Below are 26,484 nucleotides of genomic sequence, written 5' to 3'. Positions count from 1 at the left end.
CCGGGGGCGGGCCGGTGACGGGCAGGGGGCGGGATTGTTCACCGAGCCCGCGGCGGCTTGCTGAACAACCCGCGCCGGCCTGGGATGGAGGCCGGAAGCCACGGGGAACGCCGACGATCCGGCGTCGCCCGCCGCACCGCTCGCCGTATCGCCCGCCGTGTCGCCCACCGCACGGGGGTCGGGGGGCCGGCTCGGTCGGCGGGTGCCGGTCGCGAGGGGAGGCGCGACGGTCCCCGTGGCCTCCGCAGCGCCCGGCCGTCCCCCGCCGCCCACCGGCGCGGGGGGCACAGGACGATCCCGACGAGGAAGAGGAACAGTTCCCCATGGCCGATACCTTCACGCCGCGATGCCGTACGGCGCTGGCCGTCGCCACGGCCCTCGCCGCCTCGCTCGCCGCGCTCACCGCCGCGCCGAGCGCCGCGCGCGCCGCCGAGGCCGAACTCACCCCAGGCGCCGGCGCGGTCACCGCGAGCACGAGCGACGACAACGCGCCCGCCAACGTCGTGGACGACGACTTCGACACCCGCTGGTCGGGCGAGGGCGACGGAGCCTGGCTCCAACTCGACCTCGGCGCCACCAAGACCGTGAGCCAGGTCAAGCTGGCCACCTACCGGGGCGACAGCCGCCGCAACCGGTTCCAGCTCCAGTACTGGACCGGCTCCTCCTGGTCCACCGCCTTCGACGGCAGCAGCAGCGGCTCCGGCACGGGCCTGGAGTCGTTCACGATCCGCCCCGTCGAGACGTCCAAGATCCGCTACGTGGGCCACGGGTACGCGGGCGAGGACGGCACCACCGGCACCTGGAACAGCCTGACCGAGGTGCAGGTCTGGGGCGGCACCTCCGACGGCGACGGGGACGCCCGGGTGCCGGCGGACGTGCTCGACCTCACCAACTGGAAGCAGACCCTGCCCATCGGCGAGGACGAGCGCCCCACCGAGATCACCCAGCCGGAGCTGGCCCGCTACTCGCACGACCCGTACTTCAAGGTCGCACCGGGCGGCAAGGCCGTGCAGTTCCGCGCGCCGGTCAACGGGGTCACCACCAGCGGCTCCAAGAACCCCCGGTCCGAGCTGCGCGAGATGAAGAACGGCGGCAAGGACAAGGCGAGCTGGTCCACGACGTCGGGCACCCACACGATGATCGTCCGCGAGGCGTTCACCCACCTGCCCAACGAGCGTCCGTACGTGGTCGGCGCCCAGATCCACGGCGGGGACGACGACCTCACCGTCTTCCGCCTTGAGGGCAAGAAGCTCTACGTCACCAAGGAGGACACCACGCGCCACAAGCTGGTCGACGACGACTACCAGCTCGGCACGGTCTTCGAGGCCAAGTTCGTGGCCGGGGGCGGCAAGGTCAAGGTGTACTACAACGGCGAGTTGCAGACCACGATCTCGCACTCCGGCTCCGGCAACTACTTCAAGGCCGGCGCCTACACGCAGGCGAACTGCGACAACTCCAAGCCGTGCAGCTCCAGCAACTACGGCGAGACCAACATCCACCACCTGACCGTGCGCCACGACTGAGCGAGGACTGAGCGAGGACTGAGCGAGGGCGGGGCGAGCGGGAACGGGGGCGGCGACGCGGGCGGGGCACCGCCCGCGTCGCCGCCCCCGGCGCCGTCAGCCGAGCTGGCGCACGTCCAGCTCGCCGTCCGCGTACTGCCTGCGGATCACCTTCTTGTCGAACTTGCCCACGCTCGTCTTGGGCACCGCGGGCACCAGCGCCCAGCGCTCGGGCAACTGCCAGCGCGCGACGCGCTCGGCGAGAAAGGCCCGCAGCTGCGCGTAGTCCACGGCGGCGCCATCCCTGAGCACCACCGTCGCCAGCGGGCGCTCGCCCCACTTCTCGTCCGGCACCGCCACCACGGCCGCCTCCGCCACCCCCGGGTGGGCCATCAGGTGGTTCTCCAGCTCCACCGAGGAGATCCACTCGCCGCCGGACTTGATGACGTCCTTGGCCCGGTCGGTCAGCGTGAGGTAGCCGTCCGGCGTGATCGTGCCGACGTCGCCGGTGCGCAGCCAGCCGTCCGGGCTGAACTTGTCCTCCGGGCGCAGCGGCACCCCGGCCGCGCCCCCGTAGTACGCCGCCGCGATCCACGGCCCGCGCACCTCGAGCTCGCCCGTCGACTTCCCGTCCCACGGCTGGAACGTGCCGTCCGCGCCGGCGAGCCTGGCCTCCACCGAGGCCGGGAAGCGCCCCTGGGTCTGCCGGTAGGCCCACTCCTCCTCCTCGGACAGGCCCTTCGGCGGGTGGGCGATGCAGCCGAGCGGCGAGGTCTCGGTCATGCCCCAGGCGTGCAGGACGCGGATCGCGTGCCGTTCCCAGAACGCCCGCATCAGGGACGGCGGGCAGGCGGCGCCGCCGATGATGACGCTGCGCAGCGAGGCCACGTCCCGCTTCCGCGCGTCCAGCTCGGCCAGCAGCCCCTGCCAGATGGTGGGCACGGCGGCGGCCAGCGTGGGGCGCTCGGTCTCGATCATCTCGGCGAGCGGCGCGGGCTGGAGGAACCGGTCCGGCATCAGGAGTGTGGTGCCGGCCATGAACGCGGCGTGCGGCAACCCCCACGCGTTCACGTGGAACATCGGCACCACGGGCAACATGGTGTCCGCGACGGTCATCGCGAACGCCTCGGCGTTGTTGACCTGCAGGGCGTGCAGGTAGATGGAGCGGTGGCTGTACGCGACGCCTTTGGGGTCACCCGTGGTCCCGGAGGTGTAGCAGAGCACCGCGGCCTCGCGCTCGTCCAGCTCCGGCCAGTCGAAGCCGGTCTCCCGCCCGGCCAGCAACTCCTCGTACTCGTGCACCTGCGGTCGCGCGTCCGCGAGCACCGACCGGTCGCCGGGCCCGGCCACCACCACGTGCTCCACGGTCGGCAGGTGCGGCAACAGCGGCGCGAGCAGCGGCAACAGCGAACCGTTGACGATCAGCACCCGGTCCGCCGCGTGGTTCACGATCCAGGTGAGCTGGTCGGCGGGGAGGCGCAGGTTCAACGTGTGCAGGACGGCGCCCATGGACGGGACGGCCAGGTACGCCTCCATGTGGTCGCTGTTGTTCCACATGAGGGTTCCCACGCGCTGGTCGCCCCGTACCCCCAGCTCGTCGCGGAGCGCGTGCGCGAGTCGCGCGCAGCGCCGGCCGATCTCGGCGAACGTCCGCCGCTCGGGCGCCGCGTCCCCGGTCCAGGTGATGACCTGCGAGTCGCCGTGCACCACCGAACCGTGCCGCAGCAAGCGACTGACCGTCAGCGGTACGTCCTGCATCGTGCTCAGCACCGGGGCCTCCCAGAAAACGAGTGAGGGTTACGCGCGAGTAAGGGATGGGCTGCAATATCGCAGTCACCCGGTGGGATGTCACTACTACGGGGTGACGCCGGGACCCGTTTCGGACGCCCGGCGCGGCGGCGCGCGACCCCCGGCGACCGCCGGCACGGGCCGCGAGGCCGGCAACAGAGCGGGCACGGGCCGCGCGGCGACGCGGGGCGGCCGGGCGGTGGGCGGAAGTGTGAGTTCCGCTACGTCCACCGGCTGGCAGCGCGCCTGGGATCGGTCGGGCTGGCGAAGACGCGCGCGGACGCGGGCAGGCAGGCGGGGGCTGCGGACGCGGGCAGGCCGGCGCCGCGGCTGCGGCGGGGAAGCGGCTGCGGCTGCGGCGGGGAAGCGGCGCGGGGAGCCGGGTGGCGCGGGGCGCGCGAGGGTCGCGGGTGACGTTCCGGCGCGCGGGTGGCTCCGGTGACGCGCGGGGCGGCGCGGGCGCGCGGGGTGGTGCGGGAAACACGTGGCTCGGGTGGCGCGCGGGCGGCTTGGTCGGCTTGGGCCGCGTGGGCGTGGGTCCGTCCGCTCAGGCGCGGCACAGGCATCCGGCCGCCAGGCACCCGTCCGTCATGTGTCGTACCCCGTGCCGGTAGGCGACCCGCTCCGCCTGGACGATGACCCGCGCGCACCTCCGCCGCTCAGCCGTCCGCGTCACGACGGTCGTGACGACCGCTGTCACCAGCACGGCTGTGGTGAGGCGGAACGTGGTGCGGGTGCGAGTCACGGTCTACTCCTGTTGCTGGTGCCGCTCCGTCGCGGCCGAGAGTGGGCGTAGGGCCGCGACGGTGGCGAGGAAGACCCGGCGTGGTTCCGGGTCCACGATGCCGAGGCCGTCGGCGGCCTGTTCGGGCGTGAGGGTCGGGGGAGTAGGGGCGTGTCGCCGGATGGCTTCCACGTCGTCAGCCGTGAGGACGCGCGCATGGGTGAGGACGTCGACGAACGGGACGTCGAGCGCGTCCGCGACCGCCGCGAGGACGCGCATGTCCGCCGCGGCGTGGTCGCCGCGCAGCAGGCGTCCGACGGTGGGAGGCGAGATGCCGGCGTGCTCGGCGAACCGGCTGCGGCCACCTCCCCGGGGGCCGAGGTCGTAGCCGCGAGCGATCAGACGGTCGCGTAGCCAGTCACCAAAGGTGGGTACATTTTTCACGCATGCAATGTACCGGTCGTGACAGATTCACGCCCGCCATGTTCCGGCCACTAGTCGGCTCAATCCATACGGTACACACTCCACTCATCGCTATGGAACAGCTTGTTCCGAACGGCCATGCGATTCTGCGACGCGCTGACCTCGCTGTCAATCCCGAAACACCGGACATGTTCCTGACGCACCCTCACCCGAACTTTCACGTGCGAACGTCTATGATAATTTTCTTTCACGCACGATAATTAGATGTCGTCGGGCGGCCCGCCATGGATGACCGGCGCGAACCCGTGGTGCCGTCACGCGCGAGCGCCGCACACCGTCGATCGCCGCGACAGCACCGCGCACCGGTCGTGGCGACCGTCGAGTCGGCTCCTGACCGGCCGGAGCGACCGAGGTGGCGCGCCGCGCCACCCGGGCACGCGACGCCGCCTGACCGCACACGCGGGACGAACACGCACAGAGGCAACAGAGGAAACAGAGAAACAGGGAAAAGGGGCCGCCCCGGTCCGCGCCCGGGACGACCCGCACGCCATCTCGGAAAGGCACTGGACGTGACCACTCAGCCCACGCACCCCGCCAGATCCCGCACCGGAGGACTCCGCACCCGACTCCGCGCCGCCCACGCGTTCAGCGCCCTACGGGTCGTCCGCGACCTCGCGGGCCTGGTGCCCGCGGTCGCCGCCCTGCTGCTCGCCCCCGCCCACACCACCACCGGCGGCACGCCACAGCCGGTCACGCTCGTGATCCTGGTCGACGACCGGAGGTGCTCCGCCCCGACTCCCACGCCGCACACCAGCACGCCCGTGACGGTCCACGCCGCGACGACGCCCACGTCGCCCGGGCACGCGCTCACCGCTCCGCCGTACGGACCGGCCGTCTGACGCCCCTACCCGTACGGACCGGGCCCACCGCCCCGGCGCACGTGGGCCACGGGTGGCTCGGCCCGGGCCACCACGGCTGGGCGGGCCACGCGCGGAGCCGGATCACGCTACGCGGCCCGGCTCAGCTCCGGGTCCTCGCGGAGCTTGCCGAGCGCGCGGGACACGGCGCTCTTCACGGTGCCGATCGAGACCCCGAGCACCTCGGCGGTCTGGGCCTCGCTCAGGTCCTCGTAGTACCGCAGGACGACCATGGCGCGCTGCCGGTCCGGAAGCCGCACCACCGCCCGCCACATCGCGTCACGCAACACCTGCTGCTCGGCCGGGTCGGGCGCAGGCGTCGGGTCGGGCTCCGGCAGCTCCTCGCAGGCGAACTCGTCCACCTTGCGCTTGCGCCACTGCGACGTGCGCGTGTTGACCAGGGCCCGGCGCACGTAACCGTCCAGCGCGCGGTGGTCCTCTATTCGCTCCCACGCCAGGTACGTCTTGGTGAGCGCCGTCTGAAGCAGGTCTTCCGCGTCGCTCGGGTTCGCGGTCAGCGAGCGGGCGGTACGCAGCAGCACCGGGCCGCGGTCCCGCACGTAGGACGTGAACGACGGGAACCCGGAGGTGCTAGCAGTGGATGCGCTGTTGCACACAGGCGTGGTCATGCCGTTAACGCTAGAAGCGGAGTCCCTCCCGCGGATCGGCCGCAGGTGCCGAAGGAAAGTCCGCCTCTGGTTGTACGGGTAGTGCTGGCATCACCTCCTACGGGCGGAGGGCCCTCAGGGTCTGTCAGGGTTGCGTCGCGGGGCGTGGGCCACGGATTCCGCGCGCCCCCGCCTGCCACGCCTGCCCCGTCGGGCCCGGGACGCGTCACCGGCCGTGAGACCCAGGTATGAGCCGCGCCCCGGACGCGCCGCCGCCCCGCCCCCGCCTGACCGCCCCGCCCACCGGCGACGGGGGCCGGTGCGCGGTGGTCAGGGCGGTGGCGGGGCGCCGGACCCGGCCTCAGCGGATGATCGCCACGGGGGCGTCGACGCGGTTGCGGTCGATGGCGAGCCGGCGGCCCCCGTGCCGCTCGGTGACGTCACCCGCGTACTGGTGGATACGCCGGTTCGGGTGCCAGGCGCGGCGGTCCAACCACTTCTCGCCGTACAACGACGGGGGTACGTTCCAGCGCGCGAACCACATGACCTCCGGCAGGTCCCGCTCCCCCGCCTTGCGGGCCCGCTCCATGTGGCGCACGCCCGAGTTGGCGCTGCTGTAGAACCCCGGCACGTAGTTCTGCTGGCGCACCTCGCGGTTCCACGAGCGCACGAAGGCCAGCGTGGTGCGGGCGCAGCGGCGCTGCCCGAGGCGGTACGCCTCCATGTCGAGGTAGAGCGCGCTGCCCGGGGCCATGCCCAGCCTGCGCGCCTGGTTCACCGCGTCCCGCGCCTCCTGTCGGCCCTGCGCCCAGGCGTTGCCCCCGATCGTGAACTTCCGCTTGATGTTCGCGATCACGCAGGGCGACTGGGAGCCGACGTAGATGGGAAGGACGTTCCAGCCCATCTGCTTGGTCGCGCGCAGCCAGCTCTTGTTGAGGTGTCTCTGGTTCTTGCAGTGTCGGCCGCGGCCCCCGAAGTAGACGCCGACGCCACGGTACGGCGAGGCGAGCCAGGCCCGCATGGTGCTCACCGACGGCGCCTGGCACCGGTCGAACGCCCAGCCCTGGAAGATCTTCCGCTGCGCTCCGCCCGCCTTGGTCTCGTCGACCGTGGACGTGTCCGCCACGGGCCGGTCGACCTTCGGCTTGGGCGCCTTGGGCTTGTTCCCCGGGGGCTGCTGGACCTGGGGCTGCTGGGGCTTCGGCTGCTGGAGTTTCGGCTGGTGCGGCTTCGGCTGGTGCGGCTTCGGCTGGTCAGTCATGGGCCGCTCCGTCTTCGGCTCGGTGGCCGGGCGGTGCGCGGCGGGGGGCTCGGGGGGCGTCTTGTACGGGACGCGGACGGGGGCGGCCCGCCACTCCGCGCCCATGGGCGCGAGCCGGGCCGTGCGGGCGGGCGAGGTCCGCAGGAGGGGGGAGTCGACCGACAGCGGGTGGGCCGGGTCGACGCCGGTCGGCAGGGTGTGGGGCAGGAAGTCGTCGCCCGTGCGCCCGTACGTACGGTCCTCCGCCACCGACACCGGGCCGGCCACCAGCACGCCGCACAGCGAGGCGAGCGCCGTCAGTACCGCGATCACGGCCCCGGCCAGCCGCCCGGAGCGGCGGCACCACCCCGGACGCTGGGGCGGCGGCCCCTGGCGCGGCAACAGCCAGGGCGGTCGACGCCGCGGCGGTCCCAGCCGCCGCAGCCACGTGCTCCGGTGCGGGCGGCCCTGCACGGGCTGTCTGAGGGGCCCGAGGGGCCGGCGGCGTCGCAGACGCCAAGACCGCGGGCCCTGCCCGCGCGTGCCATACGTTTGTCCCATAAAAGGAGTGAAGGCACCGCCCCACCGTGGCGCCCGCAGACACGCCTGTCGTTCAGCCGTCTGCCCCCGCGATCGCGACCCCGACCTAGCCCGGACGTGGTACCCCGGCGGCACCCGCCCCCGCCCCGGGCAGCCCGCCCCGGGCAGCCCGCCCCGGGCGACCGGCTCGCGCCCGGCAGTCGGGTCCGCGCTCGGCTGCCGGGTCCGGGCTCGGCCCCGGTTTCGCTACGGCCCGGTTCGCCGTCCTGCGGCCTCGCGCCGCCGCGCCCCGCCTCCCATACCGGCTCCGGCCCGGCTCCGGCGCGCGTCCGCGCTCCCGCGCGGGTCGGCCGGCTCCGGGCGCGGGTCGCGCTCCGGCGCGCCCGGGGGCCGGACCGTCCGGGGGCCGACCCCCTCGAAGGCCCGACCCGCCCCGGGCCCGTCCGCGAGGCCCGCGCGCCCGGGTGGATGCCCGCCCGCCGCCAGGCGCCCCGGCGACGCGACGCGTACGCCGGCGCCGACGCCCATGCCGGCGCCCATGCCGACGGCCGCGGTCGCGGCGGGCCGGTGCGCGGGGCAGGCCGGCGCCCGGGGCGCACGACAGTCGCGCGGCGGGCCCCGAAGGGCACCGCCGCGCGACCGATCACCTCATGCCGGCCTCGTCGCCGCGCACCAGCGGCCCGAGACTCACCTCCCGCTCACCGCCTCACCACAGGGGGCCGAAGCTCACGTTGGTGTTGTGCTGGCTGATCGGGGTGAGGCCCGAACCGATGACGCTCGCGTCGTTGTTGTTGTTCGTGGCCCCCGAGCCGTTGGCGTTCTGCTGCGTCGTGGTCGAGTTCCCGAGGTTCAGCCCGGCCCCGCTACCGATCAGCGCGGCGTCGCCGTCGTTCGACTCGGCCTTCGAGAGGCCGGCCGCGAGGGCGCCGCTGTCCGCCTGGGCCACCCCACCCATGAGGACGATGGCCAACGGGAGCGCGGCGACGGCCGCCAGAACGCGTGCGGTGCGAGTGCTTGCCATGTCAATTCCTCCTGGAATCACGGGCGTTGGTCATCGGGCAAGGAAGTGGGCCCACCGCCTCGCCGCCGTGTCGACGTCGCGAGACCAGAGTTGCCCACCGGGCCTGCCGTGAACGCCGCGCAGCCCCCGATTCCCCCGCAAGCATGACGCTTCACCCCTAAACCCGCTCACCCCAACTGGCCCGCCGTCACGCTCCGTTGCGCCTCGCACCGCGCCCGCGCCGCTCCCCGTACGCCCCGCGCCGCCCCCACGCCAGACCGCTCCCGTGCGCCCGCCACCGCACGGCGCGTGCCCGGCGCACGCCGGTCACACCCACCCCACCGGCAGGCTCACCGGCGCCCGGGCCCCGATACCGAACAAGGGCCCGCGCCCCTCCCCCGTACGGGTAGTGCCCACGGCGTCCGCGACCCGCCCCCACGGTTCGCCCCGCACCATGGGCGGCGGCCAGGACCGCGCCCCAGGAGACCTACGTGAGCACCGTGCAGAGGCCCCCGCACTGCCCCACCTGCGGAACCCGCCCGCTGTGGAAGGACACGAGCGCGATCAGATCCGGCAAGGAGGACCGCTGGCTCTGGTACTGCACGACGTGCCTGCGCACCTACCTCCCCACCGGCGACCACAAGCGCCGATACGCCTGACCGACCGGCCGCCCCGCCACGCCCCGCCACGCCCTGGTGCGCCCCCCGGGCGCCCCGGTGCGGCGAGCGCGGGAATCTCCGCCGCCGGCCGCGGGTTACGTACCTCCGCACAGCCCGCGACGGGACGGACCGCGCAAAGAGGCCGGGAGGCCGGGAGCCAATGAGTCTTCGCCAGTACGAGTACGCCCTGGCCGTGGCCGAGGAGGGGTCGGTCACGGCGGCGGCGGAGCGGCTGCACGTGGCCCAGCCCTCGGTGTCCTAGCAGATCCGCGGCCTGGAGCGGGAGCTGGGCGTGGAGTTGTTCGCCCGCACGCCGACCGGCCTGGTGCCGACCGTGGTCGGCCGCGCGTTCCTGCGGGAGGCGGAGATCGCGGTCAACGCGTCGCGCCGGGCGCGGGCGACGGCCCGGGCCGGAGCGGACGAGCTGGTGGGCGAACTGGTGGTGTCGGTGCAGATGGGCTTCGGCACCCGGCAGTTGCCGGGCGCGCTGAGCGCCCTGCGCCGCCGCTTCCCGCGCCTTGAGGTCACCGTCTTCGAGGAGCCGAGCGCCGCCGAGATGGAACGCCTCGGGCGCCGCGGCGTACTGGACCTCGCCCTGATGGCGGTGTGCGAGCGCAGCCCCGCCAACGCCCACCACCTCGGCGACGAGGAGTTCGTCGTGGTGCTGGGCGTCGGGCACCCGCGACTCGCCGCCGACCGGGTCGACCTGCGCGCGCTGGCGGGAGAGCCGTGGGTGCGGTTCGACCGCGACAGCGCGCTCGACGGCGTGCTGGTGAACGTGGCGCGGGAGAACGACATCACCCCGATCACCGCCGCCCGCGTCTCCCAGACGGCGACGGCCGCGCGCTGGGCCGCCCAGGGCCTCGGCATGACGCTCGTCCCGGCCTCCGCGGTGCCACACGAGCACGCGCACCTGGTGCGCCCGGTGGACCCGCCCGTCTCCCACCCCGTCATCGCCGTGGTCCGACAGGCCGCGGGCCCCGCCGAGACGGCGCTGCTCGAACTCCTCCGCCAGGAGTCCTGGCCCCGGCCCGCCTCCCTCACACCGGCCCCCTGACCCGCGCCTGACGCCCGCGGACCGAGCACCGACGGCTACCGGCTGAGGGCTGGGGGCTGAGGGCTGGGGCTGGGACAGCCGGCTCAGAGCTGGGTGGCGCCGCCGTCCACGGCGAGTTCGGCGCCGGTGGTGTACGTGGCGTCGAAGGCGAGGAACGCGGCTGCCCTGGCCACCTCTTCGACGGTGCCGAAGCGCCGCATGGGAACGCCCGCGACCTGCCGCGCCGTGAACTCCTCGGCGGCCTCCGCGCTCATCGCCCGCTGCAGCACCCCCGTGTCGATGGGACCGGGGCTGACCGCGTTGACCCGGATTCCGCGCGGCAGCAGCTCCCGGGAGAGGCTGCGGGCCATCGAGCGCAGCGCCGCCTTGCCGGCCGCGTAGACACTGGCGTCCGGCACGCCCATGACGTTGGCGACCGACGTGGTGAGGACGACGCCCGCGCCCGCGCTCAGCAACGGGGCGAGCTTCTGCACCGTGAAGTAGGCGCCCTTGACGTTGACGGCGAACAGTTCGTCGTACGCCTCCTCGGTCGTCGACTCGAAGGGCGTGAGCGCCGCGACGCCGGCGTTGACGAACAGGGCGTCGACCGAGCCGAATTCGCCCTTCACCCGGTCGGCCAGCGCGTCCAGGTCGGCGAGTACGGCCACGTCGCCACGGACGGCCATCGCGTTCTCGCCGAGCCGCTCCCGCGCGGCGTCGAGGGTGGCCCGCGAACGGCCGGTGATCACCACCCGCGCCCCGTCCGCCACCAGCAGCTCCGCCATCGCCAGCCCCATGCCGCTGCCGCCACCCGTGATCACGACGTTCTTCCCGCTGTACTTCCCCATGCCCAACCCTCTTCTCGCTCTGACCGCTCTTCTCACGCATCACGAACTCGCGGATATTCCGCAGCCCGCCCCACCCGCGAATTCCCGGGCGCCGCCAGTTCCACCGGAATTCCGGTGGCGTCAGCCCCTGGAGAATTCCCCGCCGTCCACGATGAGATTGCTCCCGGTGAGCCAGCCCGCTCGGCCGGACACGAGGAACAGCACCGCGTTCGCGATGTCGTCGGGCTGACCGTCGCGGCCCAGCGGCGTGGTGTCGTCGGCGTTGGTCTGGCTCGGCGCCCCGTTCAGACGCGCCCACCGCTCCCGCGTCGCCTCACCACCGGGAGTGGCGACCCGACCGGGCGACACGGCGTTGACCCGAACCCCGTACGGGGCCAGTTCCAGCGAAAGGCCGCGGCTGTACGACTCCAACGCCGCCTTCGCCGCCACGTAGTGCAGGAACGGCCCCACCGGGGTGAGCACCGCGGCCGAGGAAACGTGCACGATCGCCCCGGAACCCCGCTCCCGCATCCCCGGCGCGAGCAGCGCGTCAAGACGCACGGCCGCCAGGTAGTTCAGGTCGAGCGCCCCTTGCCACTCCTCGTCGGGGATGGCCAACGCCCCCGGGTGCGGCCCCGCCCCACCCGCGTTGTGCACCACGATGTCCACGCCGCCGAGCCGCTCCCGCACCGCCGCGGCCAGCGCCTCGGCCCCGCCCCGCGTCCGCACGTCCGCCGCCACGAACCCGGCCCCCGCCGGCACCGCCCCCGACGCCTCCGACCTGGCCGTCGTCACCACCTCGGCCCCCGCCCCCAGAAGCTGCCGCACGACGGCCGCCCCGATCCCCCGGGTCCCCCCCCGTCACGAGGGCACGCTGTCCCGCGAGTTCCCTCATTTCCGTTCCACCGTCGTCCGTGGCCATGCCACTTACCCCCTCGAATCGTTCAGTCATGGTCCACTCGATGGGGTAGAGAATTCCGCCGCGCACGGAACACGAATTCCCGCAGAATGCGCGGCGTCTCGTTCCTTCGCATCGAGTTGTTTCACGGTACGACCGGCGCATAATGCGAGGCAAAGACGTAAGTGCAGCGGGCCCTATAGGGATTCCCTATAGGGCCTGCCTGCCGACCACCGGGCCGGGGTGTTCCGTGGAGCGCGCCGGGCAGGGCACAGCATCGCGGTGCTGTTCCGCTTCTACGCCAAGGTGCTCCGCGGGGACCAGTCGCGCTCCAACCAGCTCATCGCGAAGGGCCTGACCGAGGACTGACGCGTCTGGCCGCAGCTTGGCCACACACACTGGTCAAAGCTGGGACAGGCGCGAGACGAAGTGAGACACCCCCGGACGCACCAGGGGCGCCCCGCAACGCGGAGCGCCCCTGGTGACCAGCGAAGACGCTGAACTGGGCGGAGGCTGAGGGATTTGAACCCTCGGTGACGTCGCCGCCACGACGGTTTTCAAGACCGCCTTGCCCTGCCTGACCATGTACCCGTTGACGTGCGCACACGGCGATATGCGACACCCTGACGGGCCGATCTTGGCCAGAGGATGGCCACGAGGCTTGAAGATTGCCTCACTTCTGCTCCTCCGCGAGCAACTGAAGCCGTGCGAGATTGCTCTGCGTTCCCGGCGCGGAGCAGGACCGCCGGCGTATGGCGGCGGCCAGTTCGCGGGCTGGTCATGATGAGCGACGGGAACAACTGGGGGCGCCTTCGAGTGCCCGCTCCCCCACCGCGCGGATGACCGTGCGGGGTATTCGCTGGGGTTCGCATGCCAGGTCTGAGGGGGGAGCACGCACGACAGTGAGCAATGGTGATCGCGAGCGAACTAGACAAAGACCAGGGCAACGAGCAGCGCGGAGAGATCCGGTGGCTATAGCCTCGTACATGCTGCGGTGACGATTGGAGTGCCATGTCGGCTTTGTCGAGGTTGGGGGATAGGTCGCGATCGGTGAAAGTTGCAAAAAACAGGGCTCCCGCCAGATAAACCCGCAGGTCAATTGCTCTGGTCCCCGCGCGTGCGGGGGTGGTCCCTGGCCTGTCTCGCGGTTCTTCTTGCGGGTGGCCTGGTCCCCGCGCATGCGGGGGTAGCCCCAGGGTCAGCCACAAGGCCCGGCCGAAGCCGCGCTGGTCCCCACACACGCGGAGACACCCCCAGGCGAATACGCAAGCGCATCGCCAACCACTGCCCGCGAGACCCAACTCAACCACCCGCGATGGACACGCCCAGTCAGCGAGCCGCCCTGCCCTCGGGCGCCCTGCCCACCGCCAGCAAGTGGGAGCTAGCGGCCAGCAGTTCGGGGTAGGGCTCGGCCAGCCGCGCGGCCGTAAGCACGGACGCGAACATGTCGTCGGACGGCCCTGCCTCCGATTGCTGTTCCACAGCCTTGAGCAAGGACCACGCGGGGCCCTCGACGCCGAAGACCTGCACATCGGTGAGTCCGACGCTGCGCATCTCTTCCACCAGTTCCTCCGCCCGGTGGAAATAGGCCAGGGTGAAGCCGCGCTTGCCGTCGTGGACTGCCGTGCTGAGGATCGTCGAGATCGACGCCTCTATCCGCTCTTTGTGCAAGTGCGCGTACGTGACGTGCTCAAAGATCGATGAGTAGCGGTTGATCGCGGCTGCTGCGACGAGCCCTCCGGGCCGCACCACGCGATGGGCCTCGGCAAGTGCCTTCTTCCGGTCGTCCGGGTCTGGGAGGTGGTACAGGGGGCCCAGCAACTGCACCACGTCGTAGGACGCGTCCGCGGCGGTGAGCCGACGCGCGTCCCCGATGGTCGCCGGGCACACCGCCGCCGCCTGGTCCACGTGGCGGGCCACTGGATCAATCAGCTCTACCTGGTAGCCGTCGGCCACCAGCCATCGGGCGTGAGCGCCGGGCCCGCCCCCTACGTCCAGGATGCGAGCTGGCGAGGACGGTAGAAAGCGCCGCAGAAGTTCTTGGGTCCTCAGCAGTTCCAGACGCCCGTCCGCTGACATGGCGAGCCGGGCATTCTCGTCAATGACCTGGGAGTAGAAGTGATCCACCTCGGGCGCCAGCTCTGGTTTCGACATGACGGCAGTATCCTGTGTACCGGTGGACCAGTCCAGCAAATGTCCGGGAGGGACGCCATGGCGCTACTGAAGTACGAGGAGATTGCCGAGAACCTGCGGGCTCGAATCGCGGCAGGAGAGTTCGCCCCTGGCGAGACCCTTCCTTCTGGGCGAGACCTGGCCGAACAGTGGTCGGTCTCGCGAGCCACCACCGTCAAGGCCATGGACGTGCTGCGCGCCGATGGAGTGGTTGAGGCTCGGCAAGGAACAGGCTTCATCGTCACCGAAACCCCCGTGGCGCGGCCGGCGGGCGGGCGTAAGGCTGGTTCGGCACGCGTCGCCGGCGGCATGCCGTACCTGCGCGTGGGCGAGCCCGACTGGGCCGTTCCCCCAGGGCGGGTAGCTGAGGCACTTCGGATAGGCGGCGGCGTGAGAGCCCTTCGCCGTGTGCGCGTGTTGCAACTACCTGATGGGAGCCCCCATAGCGTTGTGACGGCATGGTTCCCGCCGGAGATCGCGGAGGCGTCGCCCCGCCTGGCGCAGAACGCCCCCATCGCGGAAGGGACGACGCGGTACGTACGTCGGCAGACAGGCCGCTTCCCTGTAGAGGGGATCGACATCACGACCGTGCGCCAGACCACGACGACTGAGGCGGAACATCTCGCCTTGGCGGAGCCGGCCGCCGCGGCAGTCGTGCTTCACACGGCTCACGACCAAGACGGGCGCCCGCTGGTCTGCGAGGAGGGAGTCACGCCAGGCTCTCTTTATGAGCAGGTAGACACCTATCCGATGTAGCGCTAGACGCCCATACAGAGCTGGACCGGTCCGCCGGTCCAGCTTTTTTAATGCCCCTATCATGCCCGCGACCTGCACGTATCGGAGCGACGCGAAGCATAGTGGAGCGCCACCTCTTGACTGGACCGGTCCACCGGTCCAGCATCTAGTCAAGCCCGGAGGGACCGGTGAAACGGACCCGAAGGAAGCGTTGTTGCTTGCGAATTGAACAGAGTGCTGCCTCAGTCACCTGCACACGGGTGGTCGATGAGGCCGCCTCCGGCCCGCCTGGCGGGCTTGGGAGGACGCTTCCAGCCCCGGCACGGCTCGGGAGGCCGCTCGGAGCGATCCGGGCAACAGGACGTCGCCCCCTGACTAGGGCGGCTCGGGGTCACCACCTCCCCGGGGCAAGAAAAGGGGCCCTGTCTGCTGACCGCTTGGGAGCGGGCAGGGGGCCGCGCGAGCATCCCGACCTTTTCGGTCGGTCAGCGTGTGGCTAGTGATCACCTGAGGTCCATCCGATGCGGGAGGACCCGTGATGCATCGCCGAAGTACCTAGGGTGCGCGTCGGTTGGACCGGCCGGCGCGTAGCCCGTTGAGTCACCCGCCGCGGAAGCTCCCACCACGCACAGCGTGAGCGGGGGCTCCGCGGCTCGCTTCTCTGCATCGCTGTGATGCCCTGTCCGCTGTGGTGGGCGGGGGCGGCGACAGGGGCGCTTGTATGTCTTGGCCGTGGCCGGTTGGCCACCGATTCGATGGAAGGACGGTCGCTATGAACGTTATGAAGCTCGTGTTTGCGCGGCCGTCCGGCTGCTACCAGCCGTAAGGCCAAGGCCCACTTCTCAACGCTTGGCCGCGGTTCGACTCCGCGGTTTGAGCCCTGTGTTGCTCAGACGCCCCTGGCCCGCGAGAGCCAGAGGCGGTGAGGAGCGCCGGGATCAACCAACCCGATCGTTCCCACCCCGCAAGAACACGGCCCCGGTGTCCTACCACCGGGGCCGCGCCGTACTGGGCCGCCTCTTGGAAGGAAACCGACCCATGCATCACATCTTTCCACTCAAGGTCTCGTTGCGGGAGGCCGTTACCGCGTTCGCTCCGTGGATGGAGCCGACGGACGCTGAGCTGGACGCGATCGAGGCTGAGATGCCGCTGATCCTGGCGGACATCGACCTGGCCGACGCGCACATCATCGCCCTTGACCGCACCCCGAGCGAGTTGGACGAGCGGCGTATCCGCCGGGCCCGGCGCCAGGCGCTGGCCGCCCGGGCCGCGCTGGCCACCCGCGCGAGGCAGAGCCTTCCGCTGGGTGCGGCATGAGCGCCCTGGTGCCTGCCACCGCGATGGTGGCGCCGCTGTTAACGGGTTGGTCGGCCACCACGTGGTGGCTGCACCGGCGCCTGCACCAGGCCCGGCTAGACCCGCTGTCCGGCCTGCCCACACGCGCCCGCTTCGAAAAGGGCGTGGAACGCCTACTGCGGCGCCGGGTGCCAGTGATGCTGGTGGTCATCGACCTGGACGGGTTCAAGGCCCTCAACGACACCCACGGCCACCTGGCCGGGGATGCCGCGATCACCTCGACCGGCAGCCGCCTCAACCGCTGGGCCGCCGCACACGCTGAGCGCTGGGTGGTGGCGCGGTTGGGCGGGGACGAGTTCGCCGCCGCCTTGACCATGCCCCACGCCACCGACCTGCCCGGTGCGTTGAGCACGTTGCACGAGAACCTGTGCGCCGCGGTGCCCTTCGAGGGCCGCACCGTGGTGCTGGGGGCGTCGGTGGGTGCGGTGTGGTCGCCGCACTGGCCACTGGCCGAGCGCTCCCGGCTGCTGCGCGGGGCGGATGAGGCGATGTACGCGGTCAAGCGCGCGGGGGGCGGGTGGCGTATCGCCTACAGCGACCACGCCGCACTCGCCAGCGTCAACGGCCGCCGCCCGGGCCGCCCCGGTACTCAGTCGGCAGGGGGCCTGCGGTGAACGCGTTCACGGCACAGATGTCCGTGGCTCGTGGGCGGTGGCGCCTGTATGTGGCGCTGCTGGGCACCACCGAGGCTTGGCCGGAGTGCAGCTTCGGGCGGGCTGTGCCCATCCCTACGCCCGTCGAGCGTGTTCAGGCGCTTAGCCGGCTGGGCTTCGAGCCGCTCCCGGACGCTGAGTGGGAGTGGTCCGAGTACTCCCAGGACCCCGAAGACCTGGCATCGCCGGTGGGGCTGATCGCCACCCTGCGCGTGCGTTCACGAGCAGAGGAGCGGCCGTGAACGCTGTTCAGATCCGTTCAGCCGAGCGCGCACTGTCGATCGGCACCTGGTTGATCGTGGCCGGCGCGATGCTGTACTCGATCCTGACCGTGACCCCGCTGGCGGCCCAGCACACCCCGGACCGATGGGCGTGGACCGCGCCGATCCTGCCGCTGGTGGTAGACGCGGCCGTGGTGATCGTGGTGCGCCTGGACGCGGTACTGGCCCGCCTGGGAGGTCATGGCGGGCCGTGGCCCATCGCGTTGCGGTGGATGACCGGCTGCATGACCTTGGCCCTGAACGTCGCGGACTCTGCCCTGCAAGGCGACCTGGTGGGCGTGGCCGTGCACGCGGTCGCGCCGCTGCTGCTCATCGTCACAGCGGAGACCGGGTTGGCCTACCGACGCGCCATTGCTGCCGCTCACGCTGCGGTGCAAGAGCGCCAGCGGGCCGATCGAGAGGCCCGCGAGCGAGCCGCCATTGAGCGGCGTGAGGCTGCCGAGCGCCGGGCCCGTGAGGAGCGTGAGCACGCGGCCATGTTGGCGCGTGAACAACGTAAACACGAAGCCGCGTTGGCGCGTGAACAAGCTGAGCGGCAGGAGCGGGCGCGGCGTGAGGAGCGCGAGTACGCCGAAGCTCGTGAACGCGCGGAGCGGGCTGAGCGTGAACGCGAGGGGCGTGAGCGTGAACAGCAACGCGTGGAGCGTGAACGCCGTGAACGCGAGGAAGCCCAGCGCCGTGAACGCCAGCGGCAGGAGCGGGCCGAGCGTGAGCGCCGTGAACGTGAGCGTGAACAGCAAGAGGTCGAGCGTGAACGTGCCGGGCTGCTGGCCGCCGGCCCACCCAAGGAGAAGCTGCCAGAGGGCCCGGCACGCGAGGTGGCTCGTGCGGCCTTCGGCGCGGGCCTGCCGGTACGGGCTGCGGCTGAGTTGACCGGTTGGTCGGTTGGGTGGATCACCGCTCGATACCAGGAGCTGCGCAACGAAACCCCCGGCACTCGGGCCTTGGAAGGAGCCGCCTCGTGAGGCTCCTTCCACGCCCTGCACCAGGGAAGTCGGCCAGGCCACGCCTGTTGGACCTATGCTGCGGCGCCGGTGGCCTGGCCGCTGGCTACGCGGAGGCAGGCTTCGAGGTCACCGGGGTGGACATCGCCCCACAGCCTCGCTACCCCTTCACCTTCGTCCAGGCCGACGCCCTGGAGTACCTGGCCGCGCTCACTGACAGCGGCGAGATCGAACGTTACGACCTGGTGCACGCCTCCTGGCCCTGCCAGAACAAGGCCCGGGTTACCGCCTCGCGCGGCGACCGCGCCAGCCATCCCGATCTCATCACACCAGGCCGCGAGCTGATGCGTGCCGCCGGCCGACCGTGGGTCATCGAGAACGTCCCCGAAGCCTCCTGGGACGGCACGCTGCGCCCGGACTACATCCTGTGTGGCAGCCAGTTCGGGCTGAAAGTCCGCCGCCATCGCGTCTTTGAAACCTCGTGGGGCGGAGGCGGGGAGCTGCTCCCGCCCTGCTGGCACCCGCGCGGACACAACGGCCTCCTCTCCTTCGAGCACAAGGGTGAGCGCGCCTACGCCGACGCCATGGGCTGCACGTGGATGACCAACTTGGAGGCGCGGCAGGCCGTCCCGCCCGCGTACTCGGAGTGGATCGGCCGACAGTGGCTCACCCACAACGTGTCGGCGGTGGCCTGATGTCCCCCGCGTTCGGTCGTTGCTTCGACCCCACCGGCGCCCGGTACGGGATACCGACCTATCCCTGGCGCCTGGCCCCCGACGGCTACCTGACGCGCCGCCAACTGCGGGCCCGTGGGCTTCGGCCCGGGGGCCAGCCGGTCGCGGCGCAGGTCATGCGCCGCTCATCCCGCCGCAAGGCGGGGGTGGCCATCGCGTACCTGTACCGCCTCGACCTGGCCCAGCCGGTACGGCCGATGACGGCGGGACGGGCGCGGGCGTTGGCCGCCGCGATGCGAGCGCGGCGCACCTGCCCGCAGTGCGCCCGGGATGCCGGGTACTGCATCCCGCGCTCACTCGGCACGTGCGTGACCTGCGCCTACCCCGACACCTACACCACCGCAGCCTGACCCCAGCACCGCGCCCCCTGGCGCGGTGCTGGTCGCCCTGATGGTCGAAGGGCCGGTTCGACTCCGGCCCGGGGCGCTCACTGCCTGCTCATCCCACGCGCCCGGCGCCGCCTTTGGCCTGCCCGGACGCCCCACGGAGGAGGATCGCTTGCACGAGCACCACACGCCCATGCCCACCCCGATCGGTCTCACGGCCGACGGGAAGCCCATCTACCCCTACACCCCCACCCTGGCGCCGCCCCCGGTGGCCGCGTGCCAGCACACCCGCGTCCCCGCCCCGCCCGGTCGGCCTGCGCCCGAGGTGGTCAAGTGGGTGACCATCGGCGCCGGAGCCTCGATTTTCCTGCTCACCGTGGCGGTCGCTGCGGTCGCTGTCGCCATCGGCGCGGTGGCCATCACGATCTGCGTGCTGGTCCTGCGGAGTCTGTGGCAGGAGATGCGCAAGGGCCGCTGACTGCCCGACCCCAGTCGGCCACGCCCCGCCCGAGGGCGCGTGGCCGGCCGGGGACCGGACAGCCCGGCCCCGGGAAGGACCGTCATGGCCAGCAAGCATCAGCACCAGTCCGTTGCCGACTACATCGCGGCCAAGGAAACGGGCGACACCGAGACCACCTCGCGCATCGTCCGTGAGGTATCCGAACGGTTCGCCACTCGCACCACCGACGGCAGCGAAGCCGCCGCCCTGCTCGAAGCCACGATGACCACGCGTCTGGGCCAGCGGCGCACGGACTGATGACGAGCCGGCCCGTCTGCTACCAGGCGCGCGTGGAGATCCAGACCCCCGCCGGCGACCGGGCCATCTACTCCGGCCTGGGCCTGGGCCCTGAGGGTCTGGCCGCGAGCGAACTGCAACACAGCGCAGCCCAAGCGGCCCTGGCTGACGCCCCGCCTGGCTCGCGTGTCCTGAGCACCACCGTCCGCACCGCCGAACTCAAGGAGATCCGAGGATGACGACCCCCGCCCGGCCGCGCACGGTCCCCGCGCCGCCCAACCGCCCCCCGGCCATCCCGGCCACCCCGCGTAACAACGGCCGCCCGACCGACCGCGGCGACCGGCCGAAGTACAACGTGGAAAAGGTCAACATCGGGCTGCCCAACCTGGGTGACCTGCTGCCGAACCTGTCCTTCAACTACACCCGCGTCGTCCACGACGGTGCGTCCCGGGGCAGCGCCTCGCAAGGCTTCCCCGGGGCGGACTTCCTCAGCAACGAGGACATCCGCAGCTTTTGCGAGTACGGGCGCAAGGACGCCCGCCGGCGCGCGACCGAGCGCGCCATGGACTTCGATCACCTCGAAGCCCGACTCGCCTCCATCCCCGACACCGCCGGCCAACTCGGCGGCGCCCGGGCCCGGGCCCGTCGGGTGGTCAAGCACGGCCGGCGCATCGCCCAGGCCGAGAAGCTCATCGCTCGCTGGTACGCGACCCTCTACGGCGCCTTCGAGCGCGAGTACGAGGCGGAGCTCGTGAGGATCGGCCGGGGCCGCCAGCAGCAGCCCCGCAAGCCCCGCGCTGGGTTCGCCTGGCGGTGACCAACATGGCCGAACTCCTGGTCCCCGCTGGCGTCGCCGCGACCACCTTCGCGCTGATCCTGCGCGTGAAGTTCTACGTGCTCCTGCGTGACGGCCTGTCCCTGGCCGGCCTGCTGTTCGTCCTGGTGCTGGCTGCCTCGGCCCTCACCCACGGCTGACCCCTCCACCCGCGTGCAGGCGGCGGCGCGGCTGCCACCGCGCCGCCGCCCCTGATCTCCCCCGGAGCACACCATGACCGTCAAACCCCAGGAAGACGCCTGGAAAGCCCTCAAATCTCCGCACGCCCGGCCCTGGTTGGCCGTCGCCGCAGAGCTACCCGCCAGCGTCCTCGCCCACGCCGCGTGGAGCGGGCAACCCATGGCCGCCATCGGCCTAACCCTCGCGTCCGGCGCGCTGACGGCCGCCACCTGGTGGACCGCCAAGGACAGCAACGAGGCCCGCCGCCGACACGCCACCTTCACCGCCGGCGCCGCCAGCTCCTACCTCACCGTCGCCAGCATGACCAACCCGCTCGGCGGCACCCAGCTCTCCGTACTCGCGCTCGGCGGCGCCACCCTGGCCGCGAGCTGGAACGTACGCAAGACCATGCGCACCGACCCCGACAAGACCAAGGCCAGCGACGGTCAGGGCGGGTCGGGGGAGACGGGCCTGCTGGCCAAGTCCATCGGCAAGGCCAAGCTCGCGCTGCGCGGGGAGCCGAAGGTCGAGCCCAACAAGGTCACGGCCGATTTCAAGATCACCGCTCCGGGTGAGCTGACCACCGAGGAGATCGGCCGGCGGATCAACTACATCGCCACCGAACTCAACGTCTCACCCACCAGCGTCCGCGTCATCAGCGATCCCGACTCGGCCGCCTACGGCCAGATCGTGATCGTGCCCGAAGACATGCTCAAGACCCCCAAGCCCTGGCCCGGCCCCTCCGCGCCCGGCGGGTCCATCACCGAGCCCATCGTCTTCGGCCTGTACGAGGACGGGGCACCCGAGCGCATCTGGCTGCCCGCCAACGAGGACAAGAAGAACCCCCGCAACGCCACCCACTTCGGCGTCTTCGGCATGAACGGGTCCGCCAAGTCCTCCGCGATGATCGACATCCTGATCGAGATCCTCACCCGCCACGACGTCATCGTCTGGGGCATGGACCCCGCCAAGGGTGAACAGACCTTCGGCCCCCTGCTGCCGTACATGGACTGGGTCGAGATCACCGAAGCCGGCGGCAACGACATGATCGACACCCTGCCCCAGGTGATCACCGCCCGCGCGGGCGCGCTGGGCCGCGCTGGCTTCAAGAACTGGACCCCGGCCGCCTTCAAGAAGCTCGGCATGCCCTACATGGCCGTCGTCATCGAGGAAGCCGGCCGCTTCTTCCGCAACGGCGCCGAACTGGAAGGGCTGGTGCAAGAGGCCCGCTCCGCTGGCATCAGCATCTTCATCAGCCTCCAGCGGCCGAGCGCCACCAGCATGCCCACCGACGTACGCGAACAGCTCGGCGGCGTGCTCTGCTTCGGCGTCAAGGGCTCCACCACCGCCGACATGGCCCTGCCCGATGACGTGCGTGACCGTGGCGCCCGACCGGAGGTCTGGGAGAACCGCCAGCCCGGCAAGAACTACTGCGTGGCCCCGGGGGTGGACGAGGAGCTGTACGCGATGCCCGCGCGCAGCTTCATCCCGCCCGACGACGACGAGATCCCCACCCTCTTGGCCGCCGCCCCGCGCCCACCCGCCGACCAGATCACCGCCACGGCGGCCGGCGAGGCGTACGCCAACCGCACCCGCTACGACCACCCCGCCGCGAGCACCCCGACCGCGGCCCCCTCCTCGACATCGACATCGGAGACGCCGATGAACCACGAGAGCGACCCCGAGCGCGCTGCGGAACGCCTGCTGGAACGCCAAGTCGAGCGCGAGGTGAACTCGCTCCTCGGCGACGAGCTGGACCCGGCCGACGCGGAGCTGGTGGCCACCACCGACCCCGAACACGAGATCACTCAGCCAGCGATCCTCTGGCAGTTCGCCAAGGCCGACAAGGGCGACAAGTTCGCGGCGACCGGCACGGAGCGCACCACCGAGCAGGCACTGGCGGAACTGCTGGCCGTGCTGGACGAACGCCGCGCCGACGGCGCCCACACGGTGCGGCTGCGCGACCTGAGGCCGTACTGGGAGTCGGGCCGCATCGGCCGCGGCAAGACCTGGGTCGCCGAACAGCTCAACTCCTTGGCCGACGAGGGCCAACACCTCGTCGATGACGAGGAGCCCGGTGTCTTCCTCCTCCTCCAACCGGAACTGGCCGCCGCCTAACACCGGACGCCACCGGACGAACCACCGGATGGCTCTGACCAGCCCGGACGCGTTCCGGACGCCACCGAACGCCGCTCGGGGGCGTCCGGTGGCCGTCCGGCCGCACTTGCGGGCCCGTTTCCTTAGGTCAAAGCGCGTACGCGGGCGAGCGGACAGGCACCGGACAGCCGCCGGACGCCCGGCCCGGACACGCGCGCCAGCACCACCGTCATCGCCACCCAGTAGAACCCCAACCCCGCAACCGCGGGGACCAAAGGGGCACAGCGCGCGCCTCGGTCTCGATGATCGGACCACGCCCGCTCGCGCGGGGACCACGCGCGGGTCCAGACCGTCTGCGGGTCCTCCGACGGACAACCCCCGCTCACGCGGGGACCACACACCCCCAAGAGGGGTGATCGCGTAGGCCCACGGACCACCCCCGCTCGCGCGGGGACCACACCGCGTCGCGGCGCTTGGCCAGGCTCTGGAGCGGACCACCCCCGCTCGCGCGGGGACCACCCTTCGCGACCTGCGACGTTACAGCGCCCATTCCAGCTCTTCACCCAACTCAGCAAACGGGGCAGCCCGCGTCTCGCCAAAGCCTCGGGCCGCCCCACCCAGCACTCAACTGGAGGTCCAGCATGACCCAAGCCGCCCCCATCCCGCGAGTAGCGGGCCACCCTCCCCGCCCGCCGGTGACGACTGACACCCCCCTGCGTGCCGCGCTCGCCCTCGCGGCCCGTGGCCTGCCCGTGCTGCCCCTTCGCCACGGCGGCGCCGGCAAGGCACCCGTGGCCAACTGCGCCGCGTGCAAGGGGAACGCGTGCGGGGGGCGGCCGAACATGCTGGCCGCAGGGCCGTGCCGGTGCCCCCGGCCATGCCACGCCTGGGCCGCGGCCACCATCGACCCCGCCACCCTGACTTCCCGCGACTGGGCCCCCGTCTGGCGCACCGCTGTAGCCGTCGCCTACCACCCCGGTGGGGCCGGGCTGACCGTGGTGGACCTGGATGACCCGGCCGCCATTACCTGGGCCCAGGACAGCCTGCCGCCGACGCTCACAGTCGCCACGACGCGCGGTGAGCACTGGATCTATCAGGGCGCCATGCGCTCGTCCAACGGGGCCCGGCCCGGGGTGGACATCAAGAGCCTGATGGCCTACGCCCGGTGGCGTGGCCACGGCACCGGCACCCTGGCCCCCCTGCCGGATGCCGTGCGCGCACTGGCCACCAAGACGCCTCCCCCCGCCCGGCCGGTGCCCCGCGTCGTCACTGGGCTGGCACGCGACGGTGGTGGGCAGTGCCCGCATCGCACCCCCGCGTACCTGGAACGCGGCATCACCATGGCCGTGGAGCAGATCACGGCCGCCCGCAGCGCGGTCCACGCCACGGTCTACCGGGCCTTCCTCGCGGTGCTCTCCACCCACGGCCGGTGCGGTTGCCTCACCGACACGCACATCGAGCGGCTGTTCACCGCCGCGCAGACCAAGGGCGAATCCCCACGCCACTGCACAGACGCGTGGGCCAACGCCCGCACCGCGTTGGGCCTGTAGACCGATGTCGGAGGACGAGAAGACTCCGGCCCGCGAGGTCATCACCGACTACGCACAAGCGCACTTCCGGTACTTCCGCACCGCCGACGGCACCGTGTACGCGCAGCGCAACGGCCACCCCGTCGCCCGCCCGATCCGCTCCCAAGGCACCACCGGGAGCCACCGCCAGGAACTCATGGTCGGCCTGTTCAAGGACGGCCGGGGCGTATTCAACGGCACCGCCCTCAAGGAGGCGTTGGACTTGATCGAAGCACTCGCACTCACCGAGACCGTGCAACCCACCCATATCCGTGTCGCCCCCGGATTCGACGGGGCCACCTGGCTGGACCTGGGCCGCACCGACGGACAGTCGGTACGCATCCACCCCACCGGCTGGGAGATCCGCACCCCCGACCCGCGCGAAGTGTGCTGGCGCCGCACCCAGCTCACTGGGGAACTTCCCCTGCCCGCTCGCGACACCGACGGCAAGGGCATCGACCTTCTGCTCAGGCTGACCAACTTCGCCAGCGCCGAGACCGAGTGCCTGACCATCGCCTGGCTGATCGGCTGCCTGGAGCCGTCCGTGCCCGTGCCCGCCCCGTTCCTCACCGGCCCCCAGGGCGCGGGGAAGTCCACGGCCGGGCGGATGCTGGTGCGGATCATCGAAGGCATGAGCGGCGACCTACGCCGCGCCCCGAAGGACGAGGAGAACCTGATCACGGCCGTGGCCGCCGGCTGGGTCACCGCGCTCGACAACCTCTCCCACCTGCCCCCGGACATGTCCGACCTCATGTGCTGCATCGTCACCGGCGCGGAGAGCCTCAAAAGGGCACTTTTCACTGATGGTGACGTGGTCCGCTCCCGCTACCGCCGCCCGATGCTGCTGACCGGCATCGACGTCGGCGTCATCCGCCCCGACCTCGCCGAACGCCTCCTCCCGCTGCGCCTGGAACGCCCGCGTGTCCGGCGCCGCGAAGCAGAGCTGTGGGCAGAGTTCGCTGAGGCGCTACCCGTCATCCTGGGGTCCCTACTCGACCTCACGGTCAAGGTCCGCGCGGCTGAGGCGGAGACCCCCACCGACCTGCGCATGGCGGACTTCGCGCACCTGTGCGCCCAGTTCGACATGGCGACCGGACTGGGGGCCCTGGCCGCCTACCGGGCCAGCCTGGACGACCTCAACGACGACGTGATTGAGGGCGACCTGTTGGCCCAGACGGTCCTCAAGTACGCGGCCGGGCTGGACGCGGGTGCGGAAGCTCGCATGACCTCCTCCGAGTGGCTGCACTGCCTCAGCACCCTCCACAGCGGCGAGGAATGCCGCCCCCTACCCAAGGGCTGGCCGACCACCGGCAAGGTGCTCTCCGACCGCCTCAAGCGCCTCCAACCCACCCTCGCCGCCCGTGGCGTGCTCATCGACTGGGGCCGCACCCGCGCCGCCCGCTACATCGAGATGACCCGCCCCGACCAGCCCCCACAGCAGCAGGAACCGGCGTTCTGACGTCGGCTGAACAAGCAAGAGGAGCACCCGGCCCCGCGTGCTCCTCTTGCTTGTCCGGCGCTTGCGCCGCTGCACAAGACGCGCCGCGAAGCGGCTCCTTCTTCACGCTCTGAGCCGCGGCACTACTACAGACACCGCCCGTGCTTTTCCTAAGGGAAGAGACGCTGCGTCACGCCCGTCACCACCGGTCCGGAAACCGGCCCTGGCCTGTGGCTTGACCGGTGACGCAGGAACCCCGCGCCTACGTCATCCGGCGTCACCAGCGTC

27 protein-coding genes and 2 pseudogenes are annotated in these 26,484 nt (G+C 71.8%); 20 read left to right on the top strand and 9 right to left on the bottom strand.

Annotation, left to right across the window (positions count from 1 at the left end):
* The first annotated feature begins 323 nt into the window (after positions 1-323).
* Entirely contained in the window at positions 324-1,523 is a 1,200-nt protein-coding gene (locus tag H7H31_RS17125) for a polysaccharide lyase family 7 protein (RefSeq protein WP_187062345.1), read from the top strand.
* Positions 1,524-1,619: 96 nt separating this feature from the next.
* On the opposite strand, the gene H7H31_RS17120 is transcribed toward H7H31_RS17125, so the two are convergent.
* The 3 genes from H7H31_RS17120 to H7H31_RS17110 all read right to left on the bottom strand — a co-directional run bounded on the left by H7H31_RS17120 (position 1,620) and on the right by H7H31_RS17110 (position 4,458).
* Positions 1,620-3,272 carry a long-chain fatty acid--CoA ligase gene (locus tag H7H31_RS17120; RefSeq protein WP_187062344.1) on the bottom strand — a complete coding sequence of 551 codons (1,653 nt, stop codon included), beginning with the start codon at positions 3,270-3,272 and terminating at the stop codon, positions 1,620-1,622.
* Between the two features lie 565 nt (positions 3,273-3,837).
* Positions 3,838-4,035, bottom strand: coding sequence for a hypothetical protein (locus H7H31_RS17115; protein ID WP_187062343.1), 198 nt, complete (start codon positions 4,033-4,035; stop codon positions 3,838-3,840).
* Positions 4,036-4,038: 3 nt separating this feature from the next.
* Entirely contained in the window at positions 4,039-4,458 is a 420-nt protein-coding gene (locus tag H7H31_RS17110; protein WP_187062342.1) for a helix-turn-helix domain-containing protein, read from the bottom strand.
* Positions 4,459-5,006: 548 nt separating this feature from the next.
* On the opposite strand from H7H31_RS17110, the gene H7H31_RS17105 reads away from it, so the two are divergent.
* Complete coding sequence (locus tag H7H31_RS17105) at positions 5,007-5,336, top strand: hypothetical protein (protein ID WP_187062341.1); 330 nt, start codon at positions 5,007-5,009, stop codon at positions 5,334-5,336.
* A 107-nt stretch (positions 5,337-5,443) separates the two neighbouring features.
* Here H7H31_RS17105 and H7H31_RS17100 read toward each other — a convergent pair whose 3' ends face one another.
* From H7H31_RS17100 to H7H31_RS17090, 3 genes are all read right to left on the bottom strand, one after another.
* Complete coding sequence (locus H7H31_RS17100; protein WP_187062340.1) at positions 5,444-5,983, bottom strand: SigE family RNA polymerase sigma factor; 540 nt, start codon at positions 5,981-5,983, stop codon at positions 5,444-5,446.
* A gap of 340 nt (positions 5,984-6,323) precedes the next feature.
* A complete protein-coding gene (locus H7H31_RS34800) occupies positions 6,324-7,535 on the bottom strand; it encodes a DUF1906 domain-containing protein (protein WP_308284216.1) in 1,212 nt (403 codons plus the stop codon).
* 913 nt (positions 7,536-8,448) lie between these two features.
* The gene (locus H7H31_RS17090) at positions 8,449-8,763 is read right to left on the bottom strand and encodes a hypothetical protein (RefSeq protein WP_176162795.1); all 315 of its coding nucleotides are present in this window, start codon (positions 8,761-8,763) and stop codon (positions 8,449-8,451) included.
* A gap of 470 nt (positions 8,764-9,233) precedes the next feature.
* Between H7H31_RS17090 and H7H31_RS17085 the strand changes: the two genes are divergently transcribed.
* Both H7H31_RS17085 and H7H31_RS17080 read left to right on the top strand, forming a co-directional pair.
* Positions 9,234-9,401 carry a hypothetical protein gene (locus H7H31_RS17085; protein WP_187059829.1) on the top strand — a complete coding sequence of 56 codons (168 nt, stop codon included), beginning with the start codon at positions 9,234-9,236 and terminating at the stop codon, positions 9,399-9,401.
* Positions 9,402-9,561: 160 nt separating this feature from the next.
* Positions 9,562-10,458: pseudogene (locus tag H7H31_RS17080) on the top strand (LysR family transcriptional regulator).
* Positions 10,459-10,541: 83 nt separating this feature from the next.
* Here the strand turns inward: H7H31_RS17080 and H7H31_RS17075 are convergent.
* Positions 10,542-11,285, bottom strand: coding sequence for an SDR family oxidoreductase (locus H7H31_RS17075; RefSeq protein WP_187059828.1), 744 nt, complete (start codon positions 11,283-11,285; stop codon positions 10,542-10,544).
* Positions 11,286-11,405: 120 nt separating this feature from the next.
* Positions 11,406-12,186, bottom strand: a pseudogene (locus H7H31_RS17070) (SDR family oxidoreductase).
* 219 nt (positions 12,187-12,405) lie between these two features.
* Between H7H31_RS17070 and H7H31_RS34605 the strand changes: the two are divergent.
* Complete coding sequence (locus H7H31_RS34605) at positions 12,406-12,531, top strand: hypothetical protein (protein WP_269475454.1); 126 nt, start codon at positions 12,406-12,408, stop codon at positions 12,529-12,531.
* Positions 12,532-13,491: 960 nt separating this feature from the next.
* Here H7H31_RS34605 and H7H31_RS17065 read toward each other — a convergent pair.
* A complete protein-coding gene (locus H7H31_RS17065; protein WP_187061054.1) occupies positions 13,492-14,316 on the bottom strand; it encodes a class I SAM-dependent methyltransferase in 825 nt (274 codons plus the stop codon).
* 57 nt (positions 14,317-14,373) lie between these two features.
* Between H7H31_RS17065 and H7H31_RS17060 the strand changes: the two genes are divergently transcribed.
* The 15 genes from H7H31_RS17060 to H7H31_RS16990 all read left to right on the top strand — a co-directional run bounded on the left by H7H31_RS17060 (position 14,374) and on the right by H7H31_RS16990 (position 26,217).
* Complete coding sequence (locus H7H31_RS17060) at positions 14,374-15,090, top strand: GntR family transcriptional regulator (RefSeq protein ID WP_187061053.1); 717 nt, start codon at positions 14,374-14,376, stop codon at positions 15,088-15,090.
* Between the two features lie 1,017 nt (positions 15,091-16,107).
* Positions 16,108-16,386, top strand: coding sequence for a DUF6284 family protein (locus H7H31_RS17055; RefSeq protein WP_187061052.1), 279 nt, complete (start codon positions 16,108-16,110; stop codon positions 16,384-16,386).
* Positions 16,383-17,039 carry a GGDEF domain-containing protein gene (locus H7H31_RS17050; RefSeq protein ID WP_187061051.1) on the top strand — a complete coding sequence of 219 codons (657 nt, stop codon included), beginning with the start codon at positions 16,383-16,385 and terminating at the stop codon, positions 17,037-17,039. The genes H7H31_RS17055 and H7H31_RS17050 overlap by 4 nt, the downstream gene beginning before the upstream one ends.
* Entirely contained in the window at positions 17,036-17,320 is a 285-nt protein-coding gene (locus tag H7H31_RS17045; RefSeq protein ID WP_232109910.1) for a DUF6303 family protein, read from the top strand. Before H7H31_RS17050 ends, H7H31_RS17045 begins: the two co-directional genes overlap by 4 nt.
* Positions 17,317-18,324: a DUF2637 domain-containing protein gene (locus tag H7H31_RS17040; RefSeq protein WP_187061050.1), complete on the top strand. Its 1,008-nt coding sequence runs from the start codon at positions 17,317-17,319 to the stop codon at positions 18,322-18,324. The genes H7H31_RS17045 and H7H31_RS17040 overlap by 4 nt, the downstream gene beginning before the upstream one ends.
* Entirely contained in the window at positions 18,321-18,998 is a 678-nt protein-coding gene (locus H7H31_RS17035; RefSeq protein ID WP_187061049.1) for a methyltransferase domain-containing protein, read from the top strand. The genes H7H31_RS17040 and H7H31_RS17035 overlap by 4 nt, the downstream gene beginning before the upstream one ends.
* Positions 18,998-19,387 (top strand): RRQRL motif-containing zinc-binding protein, encoded by a 390-nt coding sequence (locus H7H31_RS17030; RefSeq protein ID WP_187061048.1) that lies wholly within the window; start codon positions 18,998-19,000, stop codon positions 19,385-19,387. Before H7H31_RS17035 ends, H7H31_RS17030 begins: the two co-directional genes overlap by 1 nt.
* Before the next feature lie 148 nt (positions 19,388-19,535).
* Positions 19,536-19,841, top strand: coding sequence for a SpdD protein (locus H7H31_RS34600; protein ID WP_187061047.1), 306 nt, complete (start codon positions 19,536-19,538; stop codon positions 19,839-19,841).
* A gap of 84 nt (positions 19,842-19,925) precedes the next feature.
* Positions 19,926-20,120 carry a hypothetical protein gene (locus tag H7H31_RS17020; RefSeq protein ID WP_187061046.1) on the top strand — a complete coding sequence of 65 codons (195 nt, stop codon included), beginning with the start codon at positions 19,926-19,928 and terminating at the stop codon, positions 20,118-20,120.
* Entirely contained in the window at positions 20,120-20,338 is a 219-nt protein-coding gene (locus tag H7H31_RS17015) for a hypothetical protein (protein WP_187061045.1), read from the top strand. The genes H7H31_RS17020 and H7H31_RS17015 overlap by 1 nt, the downstream gene beginning before the upstream one ends.
* Positions 20,335-20,916: a plasmid transfer protein TraA gene (gene traA, locus H7H31_RS17010; protein WP_187117955.1), complete on the top strand. Its 582-nt coding sequence runs from the start codon at positions 20,335-20,337 to the stop codon at positions 20,914-20,916. Before H7H31_RS17015 ends, traA begins: the two co-directional genes overlap by 4 nt.
* 5 nt (positions 20,917-20,921) lie before the next feature.
* On the top strand, positions 20,922-21,074 hold the full coding sequence (locus H7H31_RS17005; RefSeq protein WP_187059711.1) for a hypothetical protein: 153 nt from the start codon (positions 20,922-20,924) through the stop codon (positions 21,072-21,074).
* Positions 21,075-21,147: 73 nt separating this feature from the next.
* Entirely contained in the window at positions 21,148-23,211 is a 2,064-nt protein-coding gene (locus H7H31_RS17000; RefSeq protein ID WP_187117954.1) for an FtsK/SpoIIIE domain-containing protein, read from the top strand.
* Positions 23,212-23,885: 674 nt separating this feature from the next.
* Complete coding sequence (locus H7H31_RS16995) at positions 23,886-24,740, top strand: bifunctional DNA primase/polymerase (RefSeq protein WP_187117953.1); 855 nt, start codon at positions 23,886-23,888, stop codon at positions 24,738-24,740.
* A gap of 4 nt (positions 24,741-24,744) precedes the next feature.
* The gene (locus tag H7H31_RS16990; protein ID WP_187060272.1) at positions 24,745-26,217 is read left to right on the top strand and encodes an ATP-binding protein; all 1,473 of its coding nucleotides are present in this window, start codon (positions 24,745-24,747) and stop codon (positions 26,215-26,217) included.
* Positions 26,218-26,484: the final 267 nt, after the last annotated feature.

It is taken from the genome of Streptomyces buecherae, assembly GCF_014295035.1.
Taxonomy (GTDB): domain Bacteria; phylum Actinomycetota; class Actinomycetes; order Streptomycetales; family Streptomycetaceae; genus Streptomyces; species Streptomyces youssoufiensis.
This window is presented reverse-complemented; position numbering and strand designations above follow the sequence as displayed.